The sequence below is a fragment of the Streptomyces mesophilus genome (genome assembly GCF_040300965.1).
Lineage (GTDB): Bacteria > Actinomycetota > Actinomycetes > Streptomycetales > Streptomycetaceae > Streptomyces > Streptomyces mesophilus_A.
On the sequence record NZ_JBEPEW010000167.1, the window covers coordinates 1 to 16588 of the forward strand.

12 protein-coding genes and 1 pseudogene are annotated in these 16588 nt (G+C 70.4%); 9 read left to right on the top strand and 4 right to left on the bottom strand.

Annotated elements, in window-relative coordinates:
* The 6 genes from ABT367_RS35640 to ABT367_RS35665 form a co-directional block, all read left to right on the top strand.
* Positions 1-890, top strand: an 890-nt coding sequence (locus ABT367_RS35640; protein ID WP_352257435.1) for a phosphatidate cytidylyltransferase, incomplete at its 5' end; no start/stop codon positions are given.
* A 79-nt stretch (positions 891-969) separates the two neighbouring features.
* On the top strand, positions 970-2076 hold the full coding sequence (gene rlmN, locus ABT367_RS35645; RefSeq protein WP_199547436.1) for a 23S rRNA (adenine(2503)-C(2))-methyltransferase RlmN: 1107 nt from the start codon (positions 970-972) through the stop codon (positions 2074-2076).
* A 275-nt stretch (positions 2077-2351) separates the two neighbouring features.
* Positions 2352-3446 carry a thiamine ABC transporter substrate-binding protein gene (locus tag ABT367_RS35650; RefSeq protein WP_352257436.1) on the top strand — a complete coding sequence of 365 codons (1095 nt, stop codon included), beginning with the start codon at positions 2352-2354 and terminating at the stop codon, positions 3444-3446.
* A 47-nt stretch (positions 3447-3493) separates the two neighbouring features.
* A complete protein-coding gene (locus ABT367_RS35655) occupies positions 3494-5101 on the top strand; it encodes an ABC transporter permease (RefSeq protein WP_352257445.1) in 1608 nt (535 codons plus the stop codon).
* A 22-nt stretch (positions 5102-5123) separates the two neighbouring features.
* Positions 5124-6167 (top strand): ABC transporter ATP-binding protein, encoded by a 1044-nt coding sequence (locus ABT367_RS35660; RefSeq protein ID WP_352257437.1) that lies wholly within the window; start codon positions 5124-5126, stop codon positions 6165-6167.
* A gap of 172 nt (positions 6168-6339) precedes the next feature.
* Entirely contained in the window at positions 6340-8397 is a 2058-nt protein-coding gene (locus tag ABT367_RS35665) for a pectinesterase family protein (protein WP_352257438.1), read from the top strand.
* A gap of 60 nt (positions 8398-8457) precedes the next feature.
* On the opposite strand, the gene ABT367_RS35670 is transcribed toward ABT367_RS35665, so the two are convergent.
* Positions 8458-9591 (bottom strand): LOG family protein, encoded by a 1134-nt coding sequence (locus tag ABT367_RS35670; RefSeq protein ID WP_352257439.1) that lies wholly within the window; start codon positions 9589-9591, stop codon positions 8458-8460.
* 155 nt (positions 9592-9746) lie between these two features.
* On the opposite strand from ABT367_RS35670, the gene ABT367_RS35675 reads away from it, so the two are divergent.
* The 3 genes from ABT367_RS35675 (at position 9747) to ABT367_RS35685 (ending at position 13331) form a co-directional block, all read left to right on the top strand.
* Positions 9747-10970, top strand: coding sequence for an NAD(P)/FAD-dependent oxidoreductase (locus ABT367_RS35675; RefSeq protein ID WP_352257440.1), 1224 nt, complete (start codon positions 9747-9749; stop codon positions 10968-10970).
* 10 nt (positions 10971-10980) lie between these two features.
* Complete coding sequence (locus ABT367_RS35680) at positions 10981-11928, top strand: sigma-70 family RNA polymerase sigma factor (RefSeq protein WP_352257441.1); 948 nt, start codon at positions 10981-10983, stop codon at positions 11926-11928.
* 89 nt (positions 11929-12017) lie between these two features.
* A complete protein-coding gene (locus tag ABT367_RS35685; RefSeq protein WP_352257442.1) occupies positions 12018-13331 on the top strand; it encodes an MFS transporter in 1314 nt (437 codons plus the stop codon).
* Here ABT367_RS35685 and ABT367_RS35690 read toward each other — a convergent pair whose 3' ends face one another.
* The 3 genes and pseudogenes from ABT367_RS35690 to ABT367_RS35700 form a co-directional block, all read right to left on the bottom strand.
* Complete coding sequence (locus tag ABT367_RS35690) at positions 13332-15707, bottom strand: xanthine dehydrogenase family protein molybdopterin-binding subunit (protein WP_352257443.1); 2376 nt, start codon at positions 15705-15707, stop codon at positions 13332-13334.
* Positions 15708-15717: 10 nt separating this feature from the next.
* Complete coding sequence (locus ABT367_RS35695; RefSeq protein WP_352257444.1) at positions 15718-16137, bottom strand: VOC family protein; 420 nt, start codon at positions 16135-16137, stop codon at positions 15718-15720.
* A 98-nt stretch (positions 16138-16235) separates the two neighbouring features.
* Positions 16236-16588: pseudogene (locus ABT367_RS35700) on the bottom strand (hypothetical protein); the annotation flags it as partial.

Genomic DNA, 16588 nt, shown 5'->3' on the forward strand with positions numbered 1-16588 from the left:
CCTGGGACCAGGGCGGGCCACAGGCCGTGGCCCCTTCGGCGCCGGCCGCGCCGCCCGCCGCACCCAAGCAGAAGAAGCGGGCCGGCCGGGATCTGCGGGCGGCCATAGGGGTCGGTGTCGGGCTCGGCGCGGTGATCATCGCGTCGCTCTTCATCGTCAAGGCGGTCTTCATCGGCGTGATAGCGATCGCCGTCGTGGTCGGTCTGTGGGAGCTCACGGCGCGGCTGCAGGAGCGCAAGCAGATCAAGGCGCCGCTGGTGCCGCTCGCGGTCGGCGGTGCGGCCATGGTCGTCGCCGGGTACGTCCGCGGCGCCGAGGGCGCCTGGGTCGCGATGGCGCTGACCGCGCTCGCGGTACTGGTCTGGCGGATGACCGAGCCGCCCGAGGGCTATCTCAAGGACGTCACGGCCGGGGTGTTCGCGGCGTTCTACGTGCCGTTCCTCGCGACCTTCGTCGCCCTGATGCTCACGGCTGACGACGGTCCGCAGCGCGTGCTGACCTTCCTGCTCCTGACGGTGGTCAGCGACACCGGTGCGTACGCGGTCGGCTGGCGCTTCGGCAAGCACAAGCTCGCACCGCGCATCAGCCCCGGCAAGACGCGTGAGGGACTGCTCGGTGCGGTCTCGTTCGCGATGGTCGCGGGTGCGCTGTGCATGCAGTTCCTGATCGACGACGGGACCTGGTGGCAGGGTCTGCTGCTCGGCCTCGCGGTCGCGGCGAGCGCGACGCTCGGTGACCTCGGCGAGTCGATGATCAAGCGCGATCTCGGCATCAAGGACATGGGCACGCTGCTGCCGGGCCACGGCGGGATCATGGACCGGCTCGACTCGCTGCTGCCGACGGCTCCGGTCGTGTGGCTGCTGTTCGTGGTCTTCGTCGGCACTGGCTGACCTGCGGTTTTCATACGGTGAGGGGCTCGTCCGCAGCGCGGCGAGCCCCTTGTCGTATGTCTGGGAGAATGGGGCCATCATGCCCAAGCCCGGAGAACTCACTTTCGTCGCCCCCCGCGGAGCCAAGAAGCCGCCGCGGCATCTTGCCGATCTCTCGCCCGCCGAGCGCAAGGAGGCCGTGGCCGCGGTCGGCGAGAAGCCGTTTCGCGCCAAGCAGCTTTCGCAGCACTACTTCGCGCGGTACGCCCATGACCCCGAGCAGTGGACGGACATTCCGGCCGCCGCGCGCGGGAAGCTCCAGGAGGCGCTGCTGCCGGACCTGATGTCCGTCGTGCGGCATATCTCCTGCGATGACGACACCACCCGCAAGACCCTGTGGAAGCTGCACGACGGGACCCTCGTCGAGTCCGTCCTGATGCGCTATCCCGACCGCGTGACGATGTGCATCTCGTCGCAGGCCGGGTGCGGGATGAACTGCCCGTTCTGTGCGACGGGCCAGGCCGGTCTGGACCGGAACCTGTCGACCGCCGAGATCGTGCACCAGATCGTGGACGGGATGCGCGCGCTGCGGGACGGGGAAGTGCCCGGCGGCCCCGCGCGGCTGTCCAACATCGTGTTCATGGGTATGGGTGAGCCGCTCGCCAACTACAACCGCGTGGTGGGTGCGATCCGGCGGCTGACCGACCCCGAGCCCGACGGGCTCGGCCTCAGTCAGCGCGGCATCACCGTCTCCACGGTGGGTCTCGTCCCGGCGATGCTGCGCCTCGCCGACGAGGGCTTCAAGTGCCGTCTCGCCGTCTCGCTGCACGCCCCCGACGACGAGCTCCGCGACACCCTCGTACCGGTCAATACGCGGTGGAAGGTGCGGGAGGTGCTCGATGCCGCGTGGGAGTACGCGGAGAAGTCCGGGCGGCGGATCTCGATCGAGTACGCGCTGATCCGGGACATCAACGACCAGGCCTGGCGCGGTGACCGGCTCGGCCGGCTGCTCAAGGGCAAGCGGGTCCATGTGAACCTGATCCCGCTGAACCCGACGCCCGGCTCCAAGTGGACCGCCTCGCGGCCCGAGGACGAGAAGGCCTTCGTCGAGGCGATCGCCGCCCATGGTGTACCGGTCACCGTCCGGGACACCCGTGGGCAGGAGATCGACGGCGCCTGCGGCCAGCTGGCGGCGTCCGAGCGCTGAAGCCCGTACGGGCGTGATGCTCGTACAGGCGTCCGGCAGCCACCAGGTAGCCTGGCTGAAAACATCTGCATATTCCGACAGGGGAGCGCCACAGCGCTGAGAGTGCGGACGCCTGCATCATGCGAGACAGGCCGCCGCAGACCCTCTGAACCTTGCCCGGGTCATTCCGGGTAGGAAGTTCGGTCACCACTCGAGCTGTTGCGCCCTGCCCGGAAACCCATGAGCGGTTTCCGGGCAGGGCCGCGTCTCTTCCTGGTCACTTCCAGGAGGAATCAGTGAGCAACACCCGCACCATCACGATCACCGCCGTGGCCACCGGCCTCGGCATGGTCGCCCTCGCCGCCTGCGGCTCAGGCTCCGGCGGGTCCGGGAGCGGCACGGACGGCGGCTCCAAGACCGTCACGCTCGTCAGCCACGACTCCTTCAACGCGTCCAAGGACGTGCTCGCCGCGTTCGAGAAGGAGTCCGGCTACAAGGTCCAGGTCCTCAAGAGCGGCGACGCAGGGTCGGCCGTCAACAAGGCCGTGCTCTCCAAGGGCAACCCGCAGGGCGATGTCTTCTTCGGCGTGGACAACACGCTGCTCTCGCGCGCTCTCGACAACGGCATCTTCCAGTCGTACGAGGCCAAGGGCCTGGCCGGTATCCCTGCCGCGCTCCAGCTCGACAAGGGCGAGCACCGGGTGACGCCGATCGACACCGGCGACATCTGCGTCAACTACGACAAGGCGTACTTCGAGCAGAAGAAGCTGGACCCGCCGCAGTCCTTCGACGATCTGATCAAGCCCGAGTACAAGGATCTGCTCGTCACCGAGAATGCCGCCACGTCCTCGCCCGGCCTCGGCTTCCTGCTCGGCACCGCCGCGCAGTACGGCGACGACGGCTGGGAGGGCTACTGGTCCAAGCTGAAGGACAACGGCGTCAAGGTCGTCGACAGCTGGGAGCAGGCGTACAACGAGGAGTTCTCGGGTTCGGCCGGCGGCAAGAAGGCCAAGGCCGACCGGCCGCTCGTGGTCTCGTACGCATCGAGCCCGCCGGTCGAGGTGCTCTACGCCGAGCCGCAGCCCAAGGAGGCGCCGACCGGGGTGGCCACCGGGACCTGCTTCCGGCAGACCGAGTTCGCCGGGCTCCTGGACGGTGCGAAGAACGAGAAGGGCGGCAAGGCGCTCATCGACTTCCTGATCTCGAAGAAGTTCCAGGAGGACATGCCGCTGCAGATGTTCGTCAACCCGGTGATCGAGGACGCCAAGCTGCCCGAGCTCTTCACCGAGCACGGCGTGAAGGTCGACGACCCGAAGACCATGGACCCCAAGAAGATCGCGGACAACCGTGAGGACTGGGTCAAGGCGTGGCAGTCGCTGGTCGTCAAGTAAGCGTCCGCGCAAGGGATGTGAAGGGCAGCGCGATCCGGTTCGGTCTGATGGCCGTGCCGGTCGCGTTCTTCGCGCTGTTCTTCGCCTACCCGGTCGCGGCGATCGTCGGGCGTGGTCTGAAGGCCGACGGGGCCTGGCAGTTCGGCCGCTTCGGTGAGGTGCTCTCCGATCCGGGGATCCAGCACGTCCTGTGGTTCACGACCTGGCAGGCGCTCGCCTCGACCGCGCTCACGCTCCTGATCGCGCTGCCGGGTGCGTATGTCTTCGCGCGCTTCGACTTCCCCGGCAAGCAGGTGCTTCGGGCGGTCGTCACCGTGCCGTTCGTGCTGCCCACCGTCGTCGCCGGGTCGGCCTTCCTCGCCCTGCTCGGGCGCGGCGGGCTGCTCGACGAGGCGTGGGGCGTACGGCTCGACACCACGGTGTGGGCGATCCTGCTCGCGCATGTCTTCTTCAACTACGCCGTGGTCGTACGGACCGTCGGCGGCCTGTGGTCGCAGCTCGACCCGCGCCAGGAGGAGGCCGCCCGGATGCTGGGCGCCTCGCGGTTCGCCGCCTGGCGGACCGTGACGCTGCCGGCGCTCGGGCCTGCGGTGGCGGCGGCCGCGCTGATGGTGTTCCTGTTCACGTTCAGCTCGTTCGGGGTGGTGCTGATCCTCGGTGGGCCCGCCTTCTCGACCCTCGAGGTCGAGATCTACCGGCAGACCGCCCAACTGCTCGCCCTCGACACCGCCGCGGTCCTGACCATGGTGCAGTTCGTGGCGGTCTGCGGGATCCTCGCGGTGCACGCGTGGACCGTGCGGCGCCGCGAGGCCACGCTCAAGCTGGTCGATCCGGCGCGCACCGCCCGTAAGCCCAGGGGAGTGGGCCAATGGGCGCTGCTCGGCGGGGTGTTGGCGACGGTGGCGCTGCTGATCGTGCTGCCGCTCGGGGTGCTGGTTCAGCGGTCCTTCGCCACCGCCGAGGGCTTCGGGCTGGGCTACTTCCGCGCGCTGACCTCGGCGGAGGGCGGGGCCTTCCTCGTCCCGCCGATCGACGCCGTGTGGAATTCCCTCGAGTACGCGGTCGTCGCCACCGCGATCGCCGTGCTGATCGGCGGACTCGCGGCCGTGGCGCTCACTCGGCGCGCGGGTCGTTTCGTACGGGGCTTCGACGCGCTGCTCATGCTGCCGCTCGGGGTCTCGGCGGTGACCGTCGGGTTCGGGTTCCTGATCACCCTTGACAAGCCGCCGCTCGACCTGCGGGCCTCCTGGATCCTCGTACCCCTGGCGCAGGCGCTGGTCGGGGTGCCCTTCGTCGTACGGACGATGCTGCCCGTCCTGCGGGCGGTGGACGGGCGCCTTCGCGAGGTTGCGGCGGTGCTCGGGGCCTCTCCGTGGCGGGTGTGGCGCGAGGTCGATCTGCCCATGGTGCGCAGGGCGCTGATCATCGCGGCCGGGTTCGCCTTCGCCGTATCGCTCGGTGAGTTCGGCGCGACGGTGTTCATCGCGCGGCCCGACAACCCGACGCTTCCCGTCGCCGTGGCCACGCTGCTCGGCCGGGCCGGTGAGCTCAACTACGGGCAGGCGATGGCCCTTTCGACGCTGCTGATGCTGGTGTGCGGCGCCTCGCTGCTGCTGCTCGAACGGATCCGTACGGACAGGACCGGGGAGTTCTGATGGCCCTGACAAGGGAGTTCTGATGGCCGTACATGACGGGACGCTGCTCGCCCTTGACGGCGCCGGTGTCCGTTTCGGCGGGCATGCGGCGCTCGATGCCGTGGACCTGGAGGTCGCCGAGCACGAGATCGTCTGCGTGCTGGGCCCCAGTGGCAGCGGCAAGTCGACGCTGCTCAGGGTCGTCGCCGGGCTCCAGGGTCTCGACTCCGGGCGGGTACTGCTCGGCGGACGTGACCAGCGCGGGGTGCCCGCGCATCAGCGGGGAGTGGGCCTGATGTTCCAGGACCATCAGCTGTTCCCGCAGCGGGACGTGGGCGGGAACGTGGCCTTCGGGCTGCGGATGCATGGCGCCTCCAAGACCGAACAGGCCGCCCGCGTAGCCGAGTTGCTCGACCTCGTCGGTCTGCCCAACGCGGGCCGGCGCGCGGTCGGCTCGCTCTCCGGCGGCGAGCAGCAGCGCGTGGCGCTCGCCCGTGCGCTCGCGCCCCGGCCCCGGCTCCTGATGCTGGACGAACCGCTCGGTCAGCTGGACCGCTCCCTCAGGGAACGCCTTGTCGTCGAACTCCGTGAGCTGTTCGGAGAGTTGGGCACCACCGTGCTCGCCGTCACGCACGACCAGGGCGAGGCGTTCGCGCTCGCGGACCGGGTCGTGGTGATGCGCGACGGGCGGATCGCCCAGTCCGGGGCGCCGCTCGATGTGTGGCAGCGGCCCGCGGACGCCTTCGTGGCGCGCTTTCTCGGCTTCGACAACGTGGTCGAGGCGACGGTCTCGGGCGAGGCGGCCGACACCGTATGGGGCAAGGTGCCGGTGCCCGCGGACACCCCGTCGGGGCCGTGCGAGCTGCTGATCAGGCCCGCGGGCGTACGTCTGGTGCCCGCCGCCGAGGCGCAGTTGACCTGTACGGTCGCCGCCCGCACCTTCCGCGGCACGCACGTGGCGCTCCATCTGAAGCCCTCGGACGCGCCCCGCCTCGAAGCGGCCTGCGCGCTGCGGGACGCACCCGAGCCGGGGAGCGAGGTCGGGGTGGCCTTCGACGCCGGGGAGATCGTTGTGCTCGGCGGCTGACTTTCCGCGCGCTCCATTGGTGGGGCAACCTTCCTCGCTCCGCTCTGTACGGGGAGGCGCCCCTCCCGCTCCGCTCCGTACGCGGGGGCAACCTTCCCCGCCCCGGCGGCAACCAGAGGGCGGACCGTGCCGCCCGGCACGGGCACCCCCACCACACGGAGTGCGAGCGCGTATGAGTGAGATCCGCAGCAAGGCCCGGCACCGCAGGCGCAGAACCTTCACGGCGGTCGGAGCGCCGCTCGCGGTCGCCGCGGCCGGCGCCCTCGCCTACGGCGGCGGCCTGTTCGGCTTCGACGGCGCCGGCAAGGCCTCCGCCGCGTCCGCCGCGCCGGCCTGGGCCGACGACACCGCCGACGGCTTCGCGTCCGTCAACTCCCAAGGTCAGAACGGCACATACGGCGGCCGTGACGGAAAGACCGTCACGGTGAAGACCCTCGCCGACCTGGAGAAGTACGCCACGGCCCCCGAGCCGTACATCATCGTCGTCGCCTCGGCGATCAAGATGGACCCCGTCGGCAAGGAGATCAAGGTCGCCTCCGACAAGACGATCGTGGGCGCCGGCACCTCCGGCGAGATCGTCGGCGGCGGCTTCTTCCTCGGCCAGGGCGTGCACAACGTCATCATCAGGAACCTGACGATCCGCGACTCCTACCAAGGCGTCTGGAACGACAAGGAGCACGACTTCGACGCCGTCCAGCTGGACGGCGCGCACCATGTCTGGATCGACCACAACGATCTGCGGCACATGGCCGACGGCCTGATCGACGTCCGCAAGGACTCCACGAACATCACCGTCTCCTGGAACAAGCTCGGCGACAACAACAAGGCCTTCGGGATCGGCTGGACCGAGAACCTCGTCACCGACATCACGATCCACCACAACTGGATCCGCGAGACCGAGCAGCGCAACCCCTCGACCGACAACGCCGCGCACGCGCACCTGTACAACAACTGGCTGCAGGACGAGGCCGGTACGCAGATCAAGTCCTCGTACGGGAACTACTCGCGCGGCCGGACGAAGATGGTCCTGGAGAACAGCTACTTCCAGGGCATCAACAATCCCGTGACGAAGGACGCCACGGCGGCGGTCGTGCAGCGCGGCAGCGTCTTCTCCGGGACGAACGGGCGCAACGAGAGCGGCGGTACGGCCTTCGATCCCAAGAAGTTCTACGGGTACACCCTGGACGCGGCCGCGCAGGTGCCGGCTCTGCTCAAGTCCGGTGCTGGGCCGAGGAGTTCGATCGGTACGGCGACCGACGCGCCGGCCGTGAAGGCCGCCACCACCCTGACCGTCGCCAAGAGCGGCGCCCAGTACAAGACTGTCCAGGCCGCCGTGAACGCCGTCCCGGCGAACAACCCCGCGCGCGTGGTCATCAAGGTCGCCCCCGGTACGTACCGCGAGACCGTGACCGTCCCCGCCGACAAGCCGCACGTGACCATCGTCGGCACCGGACCGAGCCGCAAGGACACGGTCATCGTCGAGGGGCACGCGGCCGGGATGACCAAGCCGGACGGTTCGACGTACGGGACGCCCGGCAGCGCCACGGTCAGCGTCAAGGCCGACGACACCCAGCTGCGCAACCTCAGCGTCACCAACGACTTCGACGAAGGCGCCAACCAGCACATCACCGGGCACCAGGCGGTCGCCCTGCTCACGATGGCCGACAAGGTCTTCCTCGACTCCCTGATCCTCAGCGGCGACCAGGACACCCTGGAGATGGAGACCGCCGCCAAGGGCAGGCTCGGCCGGGTCTACGTCAGGAACTCGTACGTCGTCGGCAACGTGGACTTCGTCTTCGGACGCGCCACCGCCGTACTCGACAAGTCCGTGATCCAGCTGAAGAAGCGCTGGAACGGCCAGTCCGCGGGCTATGTCACCGCGCCGAGCACGGAGGCGAACCGCAAGGGCATCCTCATCGTCAGCTCCAACATCACCGGCGATGTGACCGACCGGACCTTCCACCTCGGCCGCAACTGGCACCCCGGCGGCGACACCGCCGTCGACCCGCAGACCACCGTCCGCGACTCCACGCTCAGCGCCGCCATACGGACCGCGCCGTGGACGGACATGGGCGGATTCCCGTGGAAGCAGGACCGGTTCGCCGAGTACCGGAACAGCGGCCCCGGCGCCGGAGCGGCGAGCGCGGACCGGCCGCAGCTGACCGACGCCCAGGCCACGGGCCAGGAGATCGGTGACTGGCTGGGTGACTGGACGCCGACTGCCCAGTAGGCGCGCGAGCGGTCGTACGGGGAGCTCGAGGCCCGTCGTACGACCGCTCGGTGGGTCTCGTCAGCCGGTCGTGTTCCGGGCGGTGAGCTGCTGCAGGGCCTGAGCCGCTTCCTCGACCGAGTCGACGAGGGCGGTCCGGGACTCCATCGGGCGCTGATGCGCGAGGGCCTGAAGAAGGGGCCACGCGGGCAGCTTCTCGGTCCAGTGGGAGCGGCCGACCAGCACCATCGGGGTCGGTTCCCCGCGCGACTCGTAGTAGTTCGGCGTCGCGTTGTCGAAGATCTCCTGGACCGTGCCGGCCGCGCCGGGCAGGAAGATCACCCCCGCGTTGGAGCGCGCGAGCAGTCCGTCCTCGCGGGTGGCGTTGGCGAAGTACTTCGCGAGGTGGGCGGCGAAGGCGTTCGGCGGCTCGTGTCCGTAGAACCAGGTGGGGATGCCGACCGAGGCGCCGCCGGCCGGCCAGCGCTCGCGCACCGCGAAGGCGGCCTGCGCCCAGTCGGTGATCGACGGGGTGAACGAGGGGGCCTTGGCGAGGAGTTCGAGCGCCTCGTCGAGCATCGCGTCGTCCTGCACGGAGGCGTACGCACCGAGGTTCGCCGCCTCCATCGCGCCGGGCCCGCCGCCGGTGGCGACCGTGAACCCGGCCCGCGCGAGCGTCCGCCCCAGACGGGCGGCGCCCGCGTACTCCTCGGTGCCGCGGGCCATCGCGTGGCCGCCCATCACTCCCACCACCCGGGCGCCGACGAGGAGTTCGTCCAAGGCGTCCGAGATGGAGTCGTCGTGCACCGCGCGCAGCATCGACGCGAAGACATCGCCGTCGGCCTTGGTCTCCTGGAACCACTGGTACGCGCGGGCGTCGGGCGTCGCCTCGTACGAGGCGGCCAGTCCCTCGAACAGCTCCTCGGGCGTGTAGAGATGCCCGCGGTAGGGGTCGAAGGGGAGGCCCGGCACCGGCGGGAACACCAGGGCGCCCGCCGCCCGCACCTTGGCGGCCGCGTCCGGTTCCATCGGGCAGCCGAGGAAGACGGCGCCCTCGGTGTCCGCGGTGAGCAGCGCGAAGGTGCGCTGCGTCAGATCCACGGCCTGGATGCGGTGGTGGGCGAGCGAGCCACGGGCCAGGACCGCGTCGAACTCCTCGAGGGTCTCGATCTCGCGGTCGGTCGTGGGCGGTGGGGGCGTGTGGTGGTCGGGCACGTTCGCCAGCTTACGGGCGGTGGCGGCCGCGGGCGGTTCGTGTCCGCGACTCGGCCGGTTCGCGCTGTGACCCGGATCACTGCGGGCTCCTGTCAGGAATCGGGGCGCTGTCCCGCTCAGTACTCGAAGAGCAAGCGAACCGACGGGAGCACCCCATGAAGCACCGCATCGTCGTCCTCGGCGCCGGCTACGCCGGGGCCTACGTGGCCGGGAACCTGGCACGCCGACTGTCCCCGGCGGACGCCGAGATCACCGTGGTCAACGCCGTACCCGATTTCGTCCAGCGACTGCGGCTCAACCAGTTGGCCGCCGGCCACGACATCGAGGCACCGCAGCTCACCGATGTCTTCGCGGGAACGGGGATCAAGTTGCGCGTGGGCCGGGTGACCGCCGTGCACCCCGAGCGCCGGCTCGTCCTCGTGGCCGACGCGGACGGTGGCGGCGAGCTCGGATACGACACGCTCGTGTACGCGCTCGGCAGCCACGTCGCCGACCACGGTGTCCGGGGTGTGCCCGAGCACGCCTTCGACGTGGCGGGACGGCCCTCGGCGGTGCGGCTGCGCGAGCGCCTGGACGGCCTGGGCGACGGCGGACGGGTGGTGGTCGTCGGCGACGGCCTGACCGGGATCGAGACCGCCACCGAGATCGCGGAGGCAAGGGCCGGTCTGTCGGTGGCGCTCGTCGCCCGCGGCGAGCTGGGCGCCCGGCTCTCCGAGGGAGCCCGGGGCCACCTGCGCCGGGCCTGCGACCGGCTGGGCATCACCGTCGTGGAGCACACCGCCGTCGAATCCGTCGAAGCGAACCGGGTGCTGTGCGCCGACGGCTCCGTCCTGGAATCCGACGCGACCGTGTGGGCGGCCGGGTTCACGGTCGGCTCCCTTGCCGCCACGGCGGGTCTGGAGGTCGCCGAGAACGGCCGGATCGTCGTCGACCGCACCATGCGGTCGGTCTCGCACCCGGACGTCTACGCCGTCGGCGACAGCGTCCACACGCTCGGCGACAACGGCCTGCCCCTGCCGATGTCCTGCGGCTCGGCCGGCTACACCGGCAGGCAGGCCATCGAGGCGATCGTGGGGCGCCTGACCGGCCGGAAGATCGCGAACGTCAAGCTGGTCTACGCGTACAACGCGATCAGCCTCGGGCGGCGGGATGCGATCTGGCAGTCGGTCGACGGGGAAGCGCAGGCCAAGCCGAAGTACATGGGCGGCAGGAAGGCCGCGCGGATCAAGGCGCTCATCGAAAAGGGGTCGCTCTGGGGCACCTCGCACCCGACGTTCGGCCTGCCCAAGCGCAAGCACCGGGTGTCCACCGCACCGGCCGTGCGCACCGGACTGGCAGCCGAGTTGACCTCCGACCCATCCGGCCAGAAGGCCGCCTAGGGTGATCCACGTGGACAGCACCGTTGACCGTTTCGACACCGTGCGCTTCGAGGCCGGCCGCAGCCGGCTGGCCTCGCTGGCGTACCGCCTGCTCGGCTCCGCCACCGATGCCGAGGACGCCGTCCAGGATGCGTTCCTGCACTGGCAGGCCGCCGACCGGGAGCAGATCAGGGTGCCCGAGGCATGGCTGACGAAGGTCGTCACCAACCTCTGCCTCGACCGGCTCCGCTCGGCCCGGACCCGACGGGAACGCGCCGCCGGTGCCTGGCTGCCGGAACCGCTCCTCGACGGCGATCCGATGCTGGGCCCCGCGGAGACCTTCGAACAGCGCGAATCGGTCTCGCTGGCGGTGCTGACGCTGATGGAGCGGCTGTCGCCGGTCGAACGGGCCGTCTACGTCCTGCGGGAAGCCTTCTCGCACAGCCATGCCGAGATCGCCGAGATCCTCGGCATCAGCGAGTCCGCGAGCCAGCAGCACCTGCACCGGGCGCGGAGCCGGGTCAGCGCCGAACGGCGCCGCGGTGAGGTCGATCCCGGGTCCGCCCGCAGGATCGTCGAGGAGTTCATCCTCGCCGCCACCTCGGGCCGCACCGAACGCCTGGTGGCGCTGCTCACGGACGACGCGACCGCGATCTCCGACGGCGCCGGACTGACCGAGAAGCTGCTGCGGTACGACACCCCGGAGCGCATCGCGGCCATCGCACGGGCCGGCTTCAAGTCCACCCCCGCGAAGCAGCGACTGGCCGGCGGCGCGTCCGACGTCCACTACGCGCTCGTCAACGGCGCTCCCGCCCTCCTCTTCGTGCCCGACGGCAAGATCATCGGCGCCGTCACCTTCGACCTCGCCGACGGCCGCATCGCCACCGTCCGCGGCATCGCTGCCCCGGCCCGGCTTGTCCGGCTTACGGAGTCCTGGCGTCGGCGGGAGAAGGGCGAGCCATTGATCACCGAGTGGTGATCACCACCGGTCCCACTGTCAGTGCCGTCGATTAGGTTCGCTCCGTTCGGCCCGATCGGCGGGTCACCGGCGACCGGGAGACGGAGTTCATGGCGAAGGCCCAGGCGAAGCCGGCGCTCGGCCGTGAGTTCCGGTGGCTGTGGGCCGCGTACACCGTGAGCATTCTCGGGACCTGGCTGGCCTTCGACGCCTTCGCGCTGATCGCGGTCCTCGCTCTGGACACCGGGCCGGCCGGGGTGTCCGCGCTGGCCGCGATCGGGCCCGCGGTGGCGGCTGTGGTCGCGGTGCCGCTCGGGCCGTGGATGGAGTTCCGGTACAAGCGGCCCGTGATGATCGGGATGGACGTCGTGCGGTGCGTGGCGCTGCTCACCATTCCGCTCGCGTATGCGCTGGACGTGCTCTCCTTCGCTCAGCTCCTTGTCGTCTCGGTCGTGGTGGGCGCGGCGGACATCGCCTTCACGGCCGCCAGTGGTGCCACCCTCAAGGCGCTCGTACCGAGCGATCAACTGCTCGCCGCCAACGGCCGGTTCGAGTCGACCATGTGGACCGCGACCCTGGTCGGACCGCCGCTGGGCGGGGCGGCGGTCGGGATGTTCGGGCCGGTGCTCACCGTGGCCGCCAACGCGGTGAGCTTTCTGCTCTCCGCGCTGGGGATTCGGGCCATCGGCGGCTCGGAGGCAGCTCCCGCCCGTAAGCAGGACCACCCGCCCGCCCGTCTCGGTGACGGCTTCCGTTTCCTGCTCGGGCATCGCGAGCTGAGACCGCTGTTCCTCAACACCGTGCTGGTCAACGCATTGATCATGACCAGCGCGCCGCTGCTCGCCGTCCTGATGCTGGGGCCGCTCGGCTTCGCGCCCTGGCAGTACGGGCTTGCCTTCGCGGTCCCGTGCCTCGGCGGGCTCCTCGGTTCGCGGCTCGCCCGTCGCCTTGTGCCTCGTTACGGCGAGCAGCGCGTGCTGTTGGTGGCCGGAGTGCTGCGGGTCTGCTGGCCCGTCGGCCTGGCGTTCGTCCACTCCGGTACGAGTGGGCTCGTGCTCGTGATGGTCGTCGAGTTCGGGCTCATCACCTGTGCGGCGGTCTACAGTCCGGTGCTTGCGACTCGGCGGCTCGCCGCTCTGCCCACCGATCACGTCAGCCGTGTCCTGGCCGCCTGGTCGGTGGCCAGTAAGGGGACGACTGCGGTGCTGACTGCTGCGTGGGGGTTGCTTGCCGCGGTGATCGGTCCGCGTGAGGCTCTCGGCGTATCGGGGGTGCTGTTGCTTGCGACGCCGCTGTTGCTGGGGTGGGGGCGCCTGCGGCGGGCTTTCTCCTCCGCCCCGCCCCTTCCCGAAACCGGGGGCTCTGCCCCCGGACCCCCGGCATCCGAACTTCGTTCGGATCTGCTCAAACGCCGCAGGGGCTGATTACGGGCTGAAGGTGATGTGCTCCGGACGCACCGGCACCCGTCGCAGCGTCTTGCCCGTCGCCTGGCGGATCGCCGAGACGATCGCCGGGGTCGAGGAGAGCGTGGGTGCCTCGCCCGCGCCGCGCAGGCCGTAGGGGGCGTGGTCGTCGGCGAGTTCGAGGAGGTCGACCGGGATCGGCGGGGTGTCGAGGATGGTCGGGATCAGGTAGTCGGTGAAGGAGGGGTTGCGGACCAGGGAGGTCGCCGGGTCCACGACGATCTCCTCCATCACCGCGAGCCCGAGCCCCTGTGTCGAGCCGCCCTGGATCTGCCCGAGGACGGAAAGGGGATTGAGTGCTTTGCCGACATCCTGGGCGCAGGCCAGCTCGACCACCTTCACCAGGCCGAGCTCGACGTCCACCTCCACCACAGCGCGATGCGCCGCGAACGAGTACTGCACATGCCCCTTGCCCTGCCCGGTCACCGGATCGAAGGGCTCGGTGGGCCGGTGGCGCCACTCTCGCTCCAGGTCGACGGCCTCGTCGCCCAGTACGTCGACGAGATCGGCCAGGACCTCACCGCCGGCCCCGACCACCTTGCCGCCCGCGAGCCGCAGCCCGTCCGAGGAAGACCACCCGAACTTCCGCCGCCCCAGGGCCAGTACGGCCTCCCGTACCGCCTCGCAGGTGTACTTGATCGCGCCCCCGGTCACATAGGTCTGCCGTGACGCCGAGGTCGAGCCCGCGTTGCCCGCCGAGGTGTCGGCCGGCCGCAGCGTCACCTGCGAGACGCCGAGTTCCGTACGGACGATCTGCGCGTGCACCGTCACCCCGCCCTGGCCCACCTCGGCCATCGCGGTGTGCACGGTCGCGACCGGCTCCCCGGCGACCGCTTCGAGCCGCACTCGTGCGGTGGAGAAGTCGTCGAAGCCCTCCGAGAAGCCGACGTTCTTGATGCCGACCGCGAAGCCCACCCCGCGGACGACACCCTCGCCGTGCGTGGTGTTGGACAGCCCGCCGGGCAGTTCCCGCAGATCGGCCGCGGAGCCCGCCGCCGTCCACTGGGCCGGGGGAGGCAGCGGCATCTCGCGCACCCTGCGCAGCAGTTCGGCCACCGGCGCCGGGGCGTCCACCCTCTGGCCCGTGGGCATCACCGACCCCTGGGACATGGCGTTGCGCTGCCGGAACTCGACTGGATCCAGGCCGAGTTCGGCCGCGACCAGGTCCATCTGCGACTCGTACGCGAAACAGGCCTGCACCGCCCCGAAGCCGCGCATCGCGCCGCAGGGGGGATTGTTGGTGTAGAGCCCGAGCGCCTCGACGGCGACGGCCTCGCAGTCGTACGGACCGAGGGCCAGCGAGGCCGCGTTGCCGACGACCGCCGGGGTCGACGAGGCGTACGCGCCCCCGTCGAGCACGATCCGCGCCGCCACATGCGTCAACTTGCCGTCGCGGGTGGCCCCGTGCTCGTAGTGGAGCTTCGCCGGATGCCGGTGGACATGGCCGAAGAACGACTCGTACCGGTTGTAGACCATCTTCACGGGCCGGCCCGTGTGCAGCGCGAGCAGGGCCGCATGCGCCTGCATCGACAGGTCCTCACGCCCGCCGAACGCCCCGCCCACCCCGGAGAGCGTCAGACGCACCTTCGACTCGGGCAGCCCGAGCACGGGCGCGATCTGCTTGCGGTCCACATGCAGCCACTGCGTGGAGACGTACAGATCGATGCCACCGTCCTCGGCCGGCACCGCGAGCCCGGACTCGGGGCCGAGGAACGCCTGGTCCTGCATGCCGACTTCATAGTCCTCGGCCACGATCACATCGGCCCGCGCCCGGGCCGCCGCCAGATCGCCGCGCACGACCGGCTGGCGGTGGACGATGTTGGGATGCGGTACGTGGCGCGCGTGCGCGTCCTCGCGGTCCGGATGCAGTACGGGCGCGTCCGGCGCGGTGGCCGTGGCCTCGTCGGTGACGGCGGGCAGCACCTCGTAGTCCACGACGATCCGCTCCGCGGCCCTGCGCGCGGTCTCCGGATGATCGGCGGCGACCAGCGCCACGGGCTCACCGTGGAAACGGACCCGGCCGTCGCACAGCACCGGCTGGTCGGTGATCTCCAGACCGTACGTCTTCGCGTGCGCGAGATCTCCGTACGTCAAAACCGCCTGGACACCGGGCACTTGAAGTGCGGGTCCGATGTCCAGGCGGGTGATCCGTGCGTGGGCGTGCGGGGCGCGCAGGGTGTGGCCCCACAGCATGTCCTCGTGCCAGAGGTCCGAGGCGAAGGCGAACTCGCCGGTGGTCTTGAGCGTCCCGTCGGGCCGGAGCGTCGATTCGCCGATGCCGCCCGGCGTGCGGGTGCCCTGGGTGAGGCCGGTCGGGGTGCCTGAGACTCCGGTCATGGTCCCAGGATCAGCCCTGGACCATCGCCGGGTCCATCCACATGACCTCGAAGTGGTGGCCGTCGGGGTCCTGGAAGGAGCGGCCGTACATCTGGCCGAAGTCCTGCGGGTCCTTGGCGTGCGTGCCGCCGGCCGCGAGTGCTCGGTCGCACAGCTCGTCGACCGCCGCGCGGCTCTCGGCGCTCAGACAGATCAGCGCCTCGTTGGCCACGGCGGAGTCCGAGATGGGCTTCGAGGCGAACTCGGCGAACTTCTGCTCCGCGAGCAGCATGATCACGATGCTGTCGCTGATCACCACGGAGGCGGTGTTCTCATCGCTGAACTGGGCGTTGATGGTGTAACCGAGCTCCGTGTAGAACTTCTTCGCCGCGTCGATGTCCTTGGTGGCGAGGTTGATGAAGACCATCTGCTGGTACGCGTTGTCCGCCATGTCGTCCGCTCCTGTTATCGATGTGCTCGTTGATGTTCGTTACGCAGGGATAGACGGCGGGCCGTCCGAGAACTCATCGGCCGCTCGGGAGAATCTTTTCAGCTTGTCATCGGGGCCGCAGCGAGCAGCGCGATGGCGCAGGTCAGCGGCCCGAAGACGGTGAGCAGCGCCACGATCCTGAGCGCCACCGCGGTCCGCAGGAGCGACACGGGAGCCCCCAGCCGCAGCAGCGCCGCCGTCGTGTGCGCCCGGGCCTGCCGGGCCTCGACGGCCGCCGTCAGGAGCGCGAGCACACTGCAGCCCGCCACCAGGGAACCGCCCAGTGCGGTGAGCGGTCCGAAGGACGTCGCGGGACCTCCGTACAGCGAAAGCGCCGCGATCACGCCGGACACCACCGCGCACACCACGCCGAGCGGCCGGCCGATACGCGCCGCCTCCTCCTGCAGCACCC